Source organism: Lamprobacter sp. (assembly GCF_034860625.1).
Lineage (GTDB): Bacteria > Pseudomonadota > Gammaproteobacteria > Chromatiales > Chromatiaceae > Lamprobacter.
On the sequence record NZ_JAYESN010000156.1, the window covers coordinates 1 to 8,081 of the forward strand.

6 protein-coding genes and 1 pseudogene are annotated in these 8,081 nt (G+C 62.4%); 5 read left to right on the forward strand and 2 right to left on the reverse strand.

Annotation, left to right across the window (positions count from 1 at the left end; all coding sequences use genetic code 11):
• Together VBE63_RS22350 and VBE63_RS22355 are read left to right on the forward strand one after the other, a co-directional pair.
• Positions 1–1,459, forward strand: a 1,459-nt coding sequence (locus VBE63_RS22350; RefSeq protein ID WP_323685229.1) for an ATP-dependent nuclease, incomplete at its 5' end; no start/stop codon positions are given.
• The gene (locus tag VBE63_RS22355; protein ID WP_323685230.1) at positions 1,456–3,363 is read left to right on the forward strand and encodes a UvrD-helicase domain-containing protein; all 1,908 of its coding nucleotides are present in this window, start codon (positions 1,456–1,458) and stop codon (positions 3,361–3,363) included. The genes VBE63_RS22350 and VBE63_RS22355, both read left to right, overlap by 4 nt.
• A 51-nt stretch (positions 3,364–3,414) precedes the next feature.
• Here VBE63_RS22355 and VBE63_RS31545 read toward each other — a convergent pair whose 3' ends face one another.
• Positions 3,415–3,501, reverse strand: coding sequence for a hypothetical protein (locus tag VBE63_RS31545; RefSeq protein WP_416274632.1), 87 nt, complete (start codon positions 3,499–3,501; stop codon positions 3,415–3,417).
• Positions 3,502–3,644: 143 nt separating this feature from the next.
• Positions 3,645–4,505 (reverse strand): Fic family protein, encoded by an 861-nt coding sequence (locus VBE63_RS22360; RefSeq protein WP_323685231.1) that lies wholly within the window; start codon positions 4,503–4,505, stop codon positions 3,645–3,647.
• Between the two features lie 90 nt (positions 4,506–4,595).
• On the opposite strand from VBE63_RS22360, the gene VBE63_RS22365 reads away from it, so the two are divergent.
• The 3 genes and pseudogenes from VBE63_RS22365 to VBE63_RS22375 form a co-directional block, all read left to right on the forward strand.
• Complete coding sequence (locus tag VBE63_RS22365; RefSeq protein ID WP_323685232.1) at positions 4,596–4,985, forward strand: HIT family protein; 390 nt, start codon at positions 4,596–4,598, stop codon at positions 4,983–4,985.
• The gene (locus tag VBE63_RS22370; protein ID WP_323685233.1) at positions 4,985–7,312 is read left to right on the forward strand and encodes a DEAD/DEAH box helicase family protein; all 2,328 of its coding nucleotides are present in this window, start codon (positions 4,985–4,987) and stop codon (positions 7,310–7,312) included. The genes VBE63_RS22365 and VBE63_RS22370 overlap by 1 nt, the downstream gene beginning before the upstream one ends.
• A gap of 172 nt (positions 7,313–7,484) precedes the next feature.
• Positions 7,485–8,081 (forward strand): annotated as a pseudogene (locus VBE63_RS22375) (hypothetical protein); the annotation flags it as partial.

The window sequence follows — 8,081 nt, forward strand, 5'->3', positions numbered from 1 at the left end:
GATCGAGGCCGCCCAGGATGCATTCGACAAGCGGCTGACCGAAAGCTTCGAGGCTGCCTTCACTGAGGTCGAAGGCATGGGCTACCCAGGTGTGACCGATCCTCGCCCGCGGGTGTCAACCCGACTAAAGGCGATTGACGGCCTTAACCACAGCGCGGCAATCAGCTTCGAAGTCGATGTGATCTCTGAGGATGGTGCGACCACACCGCTCCTCCGATTGCCCGAGGCGAATAACGGGCTCGGCTATCAGAATTTGATCTCGATGATCTTTCGACTGATGAGTTTCCGCGATGCATGGATGCGCGTCGGCAAGGCGTCAAAGGGTGTGACACTCACGAACATCGAGCCGCTCCATCTGGTGCTGGTCGAGGAACCCGAGGCCCATCTCCACGCCCAGGTCCAGCAGGTCTTCATCAAGAAGGCCTATGCAGTGCTGCGCGCCCACGAGGACTTGGGCGAGAACAGGATGCTGCGCACCCAACTCGTGGTAAGCACCCACTCGAGCCATGTGGCCCATGAGACCTCCTTCTCCTGCCTGCGCTACTTCCGTCGGCTGCCCGCCGGTTTGGTGGCCAAGGTGCCTGTCTCGACAGTCGTCAACCTGTCCGAAGTGTTCGGCTCCGGAAGTGAGACCGAGCGATTCGTCACGCGCTATCTGCGCGCGCAGCATGCCGATCTGTTCTTCGCCGATGCCGCGATCCTAGTGGAAGGTCCAGCCGAGCGTATGCTCGTCCCCAACTTCATTCGTGCGCATTACGACAAGCTCAATCAGTGCTACATCACGCTCCTCGAGATCGGTGGCAGCCATGCACATCGTCTCAAGCCACTGATTGACCATCTCGGGTTGCTGACGCTGATCATCACCGATCTGGATACTCTCGACGGTACCGGCGGCAAGTCGGTACAGCCGGCAAAGGGTGCGAACCAGAAGACCAACAACGCGACGCTGAAGACGTGGGTGCCGGGCGTTGATGACGTCGATACCCTTATGGATGCGGATGCCGAGTTCAAGACCCACGCAGGGGACGGTGAGCCTCTGTTCGCGGTGCGCGTTGCCTATCAAACACCACTGGCTGTGACCGCACCTTGGTCTAAGGGGCCGGAAACGGCTTATCCCTACACTTTCGAGGATGCACTCGCGTTCGAGAACCTCACCTTTTTCTCCGCGCTCGAAGGATCCGGTCTCGTGCGCAAGTTCCGCGAGACGATCACTAGCGGGGGCGGTGCGACGAAGATTGGGAACGAGATGTACGTCGCACTCACGAGCAAGAACGCCAAGAAAGCCGAGTTCGCGCTCAATGTTCTCGATGTCGAGAAGTTCAACGACATCGTTGTTCCGGGCTACATCGCCGAGGGTCTCAAATGGCTTCTTCAGCAGCTGGAGAAGAAGCAGGTCGAGGTCCTGCCCCAGGAGGGCAGCGCCGAGCAGGCAGAACCAGCCGAGCAGGCGGAAGCATGAGCTCCGACGACGATCAATTCGATGCCGGAGCGGACGAGACGATCCTCGGTTGTCTGAACCTCGAGAAGCCGAGAAGCTTCTTTCTCTATGCGTGCGCGGGCTCTGGCAAGACACGTTCGCTTGTAGAAGCAATACGCGCGGTCTGCCGCGAGCAGGGTCGACGACTATCGCTGACCGGACGCAAGATCGGCGTCATTACCTATACCAACGCGGCGTGCGACGAGATCAAGCAGCGACTTCAGTTCGACCCGCGCGTCGAGGTATCGACGATCCATGCCTTCGCCTGGTCACTGATCGCCGGCTACGACAGGGACATCCGGCAGTGGCTCGCCGCAAGGCTGCTTCAGGATGTAGCCGAGCTCAGGGAGGCTCAGGCCAAGGGCCGGACGGGCAAGGCCGCTGCCGACCGCGCCCGGTCGATTGAGAGCAAGCTACGCCGCCATGCTGGGCTCGATACGATCACGCGCTTCGTATACAGCCCGACTGGCGACAACCGGACCCGCAACGCCCTTAGCCATGCCGAGGTCATCGCGATGACGGCCGATTTCCTGGCCGCGACGTCAGGTCTACCGCGCATGCTGGTCACGCGCTTTCCGATCCTGCTTATCGACGAGAGCCAAGACACGAGCCGCAAGCTCATGGATGTGCTGCTCGACGTCGAAGCGGCGTACCGCGATGTTTTCTGCCTTGGCCTGTTCGGCGATATGATGCAGCGCATCTACGCCGACGGGAAGGATCGCCTCGCCGAGGCGATCCCGGAGAGCTGGGCGCGGCCACGCAAGCGGATGAACCATCGCTGCCCGACCAGGGTAATCGAACTCATCAACAGGATCCGCCAGGACGCGGATGGCGAGGAACAGATCCCGCGCAGCGATGCCAGCGCTGGCGTTGTCCGCTTGTTCGTTGTGCCGCAGCCGATCGTCGACAAGAAGGCAGTTGAGGCCGCGATCGCTGCGAGAATGGCCGAGATCACGGGCGATCAGAAATGGGCTGCAGGGTCCGAGGCGATCAAGAGGCTAGCTCTGGAGCATCGCATGTCGGCTCGCCGCTTTGGGTTCGAGGCGTTCTTCGATCCGCTGTATTCGGTCGAGCGCATCCGGACGAGCTTCCTACAGGGTACCGGCGCCGGAATCGGACTGTTCACGCGCGAGATCCTACCGCTGGTGACCGCACTGCATGCGTCGGACCGGTTTGCGGCGGCAGCGATCGTCCGGCGCACGTCGCCGCTCCTTGAGCGCAAGGCGCTTGAAGAGGCCGGTGCCAATCAGGCCGTCATTCTCAGCAAGGCCAAGGCCGCCTGCGACGGTCTGCTGGCACTTGTGTCGACTGATCAACAGCCATCCGCGCGCGCGGTGTTGGGGTATGTCGCCGAGACCCGTCTCTTCACGATCCCCGACGTGCTGGTGCCGTTCGCTACCGCCGACGAAGTTCTGCCCGAAGGCGATGCCGGGGGAGAGGCCAACGATAACGTTGGCGAGGAAAAAGAGATCGATCTCAAGAGTGAGCTTGGCGGGTGGCGTCAAGCGCTTGAGGCGCCGTTCGATCAGATCGAGAAATATGACCGCTATGTCCGCGGCGTCTCACAGTTCGATACGCACCAGGGCGTCAAAGGACTGGAGTTCCCTCGCGTAATGGTCATTCTTAGCGACGAGGAAGCGCGCGGGTTTATGTTCGCATACGACAAGCTCTTTGGGGTGAAGGAGAAGAGCAAGACCGACCTGGAAAATGAAGCGGCCGGCAAGGAGACCACGATCGACCGGACGCGTCGGCTTTTCTATGTGACTTGCAGTCGCGCCGAGAAGAGCCTCGCGGTGGTCTACTACGCAGCCAATCCGGCGCTCGCGCGCGACGCCATGATCGAAAAGGCATGGTTTGAGCCCGACGAGATCGAACTCTTCGAGTAATCGGTGAGATCTGAACCGGCCATTCATTAGCGCGATGAACTCCATTTTTTCTTAAGCTCCGGCGTCCAGCAGCCGCCGCCCGGCGGGGGTCAGGCGATAGCGCTGGCGGGCTCTGCGCGGATGCTCCCGATCGGTCATTTCAATCCAGCCAGCGGCGAGCACCGGGTGCCGCTAGTCTTAGAGGAAGGTCGGGCGATGGCTGAGGGCAGGCCGCTCCACCAGCGCCTTGGTCGAGCACACATCGCGAGCGAGCACAGCTAATAGCCGGCCAACTCGTTTGGCTACTTGTTCGGTGTCTTGTTCGGTCCGGGGTTCGGTTGGCAGTTTGATCGGGGCCCAGCAATCGCATCGCTGCGATCAGCGCCATCACTGTCCGCCCCCGTGGCCTCCAACTCGTCCAGCGCGGCGCGGATCATCGTCAGCATGAACAGGATGAACGGCGTCGCTGAGGCCGCTTCGGTACTGTCGGCAATCGCTTGGTAGTAGGCGTCCTGATGGGCATGCACCAAGGTCTCCACAGGTAGATCCGCAAACAGCGCCCGCCAGCGGCTTAGGATCAGGGTCTGCCAGAGTCGCCCGATGCGCCCGTTACCGTCGGCAAAGGGGTGGATGAACTCCAGCTCGTAGTGAAAGACACTACTGGTGATCAGCGGATGGTCTTGAACACGCTCAAGCCACGAGAGCAGGTCCGCCATCAGGCTAGGTACCCGGTGCGCAGGTGGCGCCATATGCACCACCATGTCACCGGCCATTACGCCGACGCCACCGGCTCGATAGCAACCGGGTGCATCGACCAATGCGGCCATCAGGGTACGATGCGCCTCCAGCAGGTCTTGTTCTCGATGCGGCATCCAGCCCGTGAAACGGTCATAGGCTAAGAGGGCATTGCGCACCTCCTGCACCTCGCGCGGTGACGCCAACACCCGCTTGCCGTCTAGGATCGCCGTGACCTGATCCGGCGACAACCGGTTGCCCTCGATGGCCAAGGTCGCGTGAACGGCGCGCGTGCGATTGCTGCGATGCCGCAGCCCGGCAACCTTACCGCGCATCGCGCTCAGCCGGCCGACTTGCTCGGCGATCTCGGCAACCTGCGCGAGCATTTCCGATGTCGTCGAGTAAGGCGTGTTGTATGTCGGGGCCATTGGGAGGTCACGGATCGCGCAACAAGTCTGTACACTTCGATAACGGCGTTTGCCAACATCGCATAGGCAAACAAACAGTATGGGAACCGAATGATGAGCGAAACCTGCCCGTTTTGCGCAGTCCCGCCGGACCGTATTTTCGCCGAGACTGATCTGACCGTCACAATCAACGACGGTTTCCCGGTCTCGCCCGGCCATCTGCTGGTGATCCCGAAGCGGCACTTCGCTAGCGCCTTCGATGCAACCGATGCCGAGATGGCCGAGCTTTGGCGGGCTCTGCGGCAGGCAGCGGAGCGGATGCAGACCGAACGTGGACCCGACGGCTTCAACATCGGCGTCAATGTCGCCGCCGCCGCAGGGCAGACCGTGATGCATCTGCACTGGCATCTGATCCCGAGGTATCAGGGCGATCAGCCCGATCCACGTGGCGGCATTCGGCGCATCTTTCCGGCCCTGGCGGACTATTGGAGCCCGCGCTGATGACGACGACGGCGAACGACAAGGACAACTCGGAACGACGCGGGGCGTCGGTCTCGCAGCGCGCGGCGCGGGCTAGTCAGGCCGAGGACGACTTCGTTGCGCTGTTCGCCGATGTCTTCGGCCTGGAGAAGACGCAACTACTGGCGCCGGAGTTTCCCTTCCTCGACATCGACGGCACGCCTCGATACATCGACTTTGCACTGCGTGCGGCCCAGCGCAAGATCGCGTTCGAGGTGGACGGGCCGACCCACTACCAGCCGCCGGACTTCGACCGCAACAAGTACGAGGACGACCTGCGCCGACAGAACAGCCTGATCTACCAGGGCTGGCAAGTGTACCGCTGGACCGACCATGAGCTGGAGCGTCAGCGGGACCGCGTCAAGGAACAGTTGGCGCTGTTCCTGGAACGCCTACCGGGCCTGCTGGAGCTGGACGACTTCCTGCCACGCCAGCAAGGTGCGGCCATTGATCTGCGCGCTCACCAGCAGGACGCCCACGACTGGCTCGCGCTGATCCGCGCCGAGGGCAAGACCATTGCGCTGTTGGAGCATGCTACGGGCTCCGGCAAGACCGTGACCGCCATTGAGGACGCCAAGCGCGTCGGCGGGCCGGTGCTGTATGTCGCGCATCGCAAGAACCTGGTCCACCAGACTGGCCGCGAGTTTGCCCGGCTCTGGCCCGACGTCGATCATGGACGAATCGAAGGCGGTCGCTGGCAGCCCGATTGCCACGTGGTCTGTGCCTCGGTGCAGGCCCTCGCCAATCGGCTCGATGAGATCGCACCGGATCGGTTCCGGTATCTAATCATCGACGAGGCGCATCACGCGGCGGCCGACAGCTACCGCGCGCTGCTCGCGCATTTCAAGCCCGCCTTTACTCTCGGCCTGACGGCCACGCCGGAGCGCCCAGATGGCAAGCCGGTGCTGGAGCTGTTTCGCGACGCCGCCCACCGACTGTCGCTGAAGGACGCCATCGAGCGAGGCGAGCTGGTGCCGATCCGCTGCGTCCGTGTTAAGACCAACATCGATCTCAGCCGGGTGCGCTTCAACGAGGTCCAGTACAACCGCCAGGATCTGGAGACCACCATCACGGTGCCGGCCCGCAACGAGCTGATCGTTCGCACCTACCTGGAGCACGTGCGTGGGCGCAAGGGCGTAACCTTCTGCGTCAACATCCGCCACGGTGATGCGCTCGCTGATCTGTACCGCCAGCACGGCGTTCCAGCTCGCTCGGTGTCCGGCGGCATGCCTGCTCGCGAGCGCGACGAGGCACTCGCCGCCTTCGCCCGCGGCGAACTCCATATGCTTTGCGCCTGCGATCTGCTCAACGAGGGTTGGGACTGTCCGGACATTGAAGTCCTGCTGATGGCCCGCCCGACCCTATCGAAGATCATCTACATGCAGCAACTCGGCCGCGGCACCCGCAAAGCCCCCAGCAAGGAGTCGCTACTGGTGTTCGACTTCGTTGACAACGCTGGCCGCTACAACCAGAGCTGGGACCTGCACCGCCTGACCCGGACCCGCACCTACGGTCCAGGCCGCTTCGTGCTGGCACCAAAGGACCGCATCGCCGACGAGAACGCCAATGGCCCCGGCGATCCGCTGGTGCTGAATCTGGGCCTCTGGAGCGAGCGCATGGAGGAGATCGACATCTTCGACTGGCAGAACGTCGTCAAGGACATGCTAACCGTCGCCGAACTGGAACTGGCCCTGGCCGCATCAGAGAACTACCTGCGCGGCAAGGTGCTGGCCGGTGAACTCACCGCTGACCACGATCTCAGCATCGGCAGCCGGCGCTATTTCTATTTCGGCAAAGACCGTAAGCAAGAGATCGCCGAGCGTTTCGGCCTCCAGCCCGTCACCGCAGCCAACATCCGCGAACGCTTTGTCGGTTTCTGCGAAGAGATGGACATGGCCGCGAGCTATAAACCGGTGCTGTTGCTTTCCCTGTTGGAAACCGTCGGCGACGACGGCAGCACGCCCATCAACCTGCTGACCCTTGCCTTTCGGGATTTCTACCTAAAGCGAAAGGCGGAAGGACTTCGCGTCGAGAAGCCCCGAGCGAGGATGGCCCGTGTCGAGGAACTGACCGAGACAGATATCCAGCGGCTGATCCTGGAGATGCCGTTTCGGAAGTTCGCGCAGCGGGGCTTTCTGCGCTACGACCGGGATGCGTCGCGGGTGCGGTTTGCACCGATGCTGTGGACTCGGCTCGCCGATGAGGCCGATTTAGCGCAGTTGCGGGCATTGGCCGAGGACGCGATCGCCGCCTACTATGCGCGGGTGAAGCCCGACAACGGATCACCCGAGCCCCGAACTGCCTTATGAACTCGACAGTTTTCCGCGACCAAGGCTTCCGGGTCCAGGTCAGGTAAAGACTCTTTTCCGCCGGTGCCTTCTCGATACCGAGCCCATCGCGCTCCGGGGCCTTGAGCATCGCTTCGTTGCGGATGATTGGGGAGAGCGGAAAGCAGGTCTGCTGCACCCAGCTCGAAAGGCTTTGCTGCAACTGACGGCGGTCGCGAATGTCTCTGCGCCGGCCGCCGAAGTACCAGGTCAGTGCCTCGGGGGCTTCGAGCAGGGCGCGGATGCTGCCGAGGGCCTCGATCTCGGCATTGAGCAGCCAGGCCTGATGCTCGCGTTGGGCCACCGGATCCTGCTGCAAGGCGGCGAACTGGGCGGGCTCTTGGATCTCACCGGCTACGGTCCCGCCGCCGCAGAGCTGACCGCAAGCTTGGCCCGGCACCGCTGGGAGGTCGATAGGCTGTGTTTACGCCGGGTGCAGACGGTGCCAGCACTCGATGAGCCCTGCGGTCGGTTTTTCAGCTTCCGTCATCTCATCGACTGTGGCGAGACCTGGCAGCGGCTGATGGGCGAGGGTGGTGTCGATAATCGCCCGAAAAGCCCAGATAGCTATACCGCTCTACTCGAACTGGCAGAGCAAGTGCTGGACCCGGTAATCGATTGGTTTGGGATGATCCGCCTGACCTATGGTTTTTGCTCACCGGCGCTGGCACGGCAGATCCCCGGGCGGATTGACCCAAAGCGCGATCAGCATGCGGCGCATGAACGCAACCGGCTTGGAAAGCTGATCTGT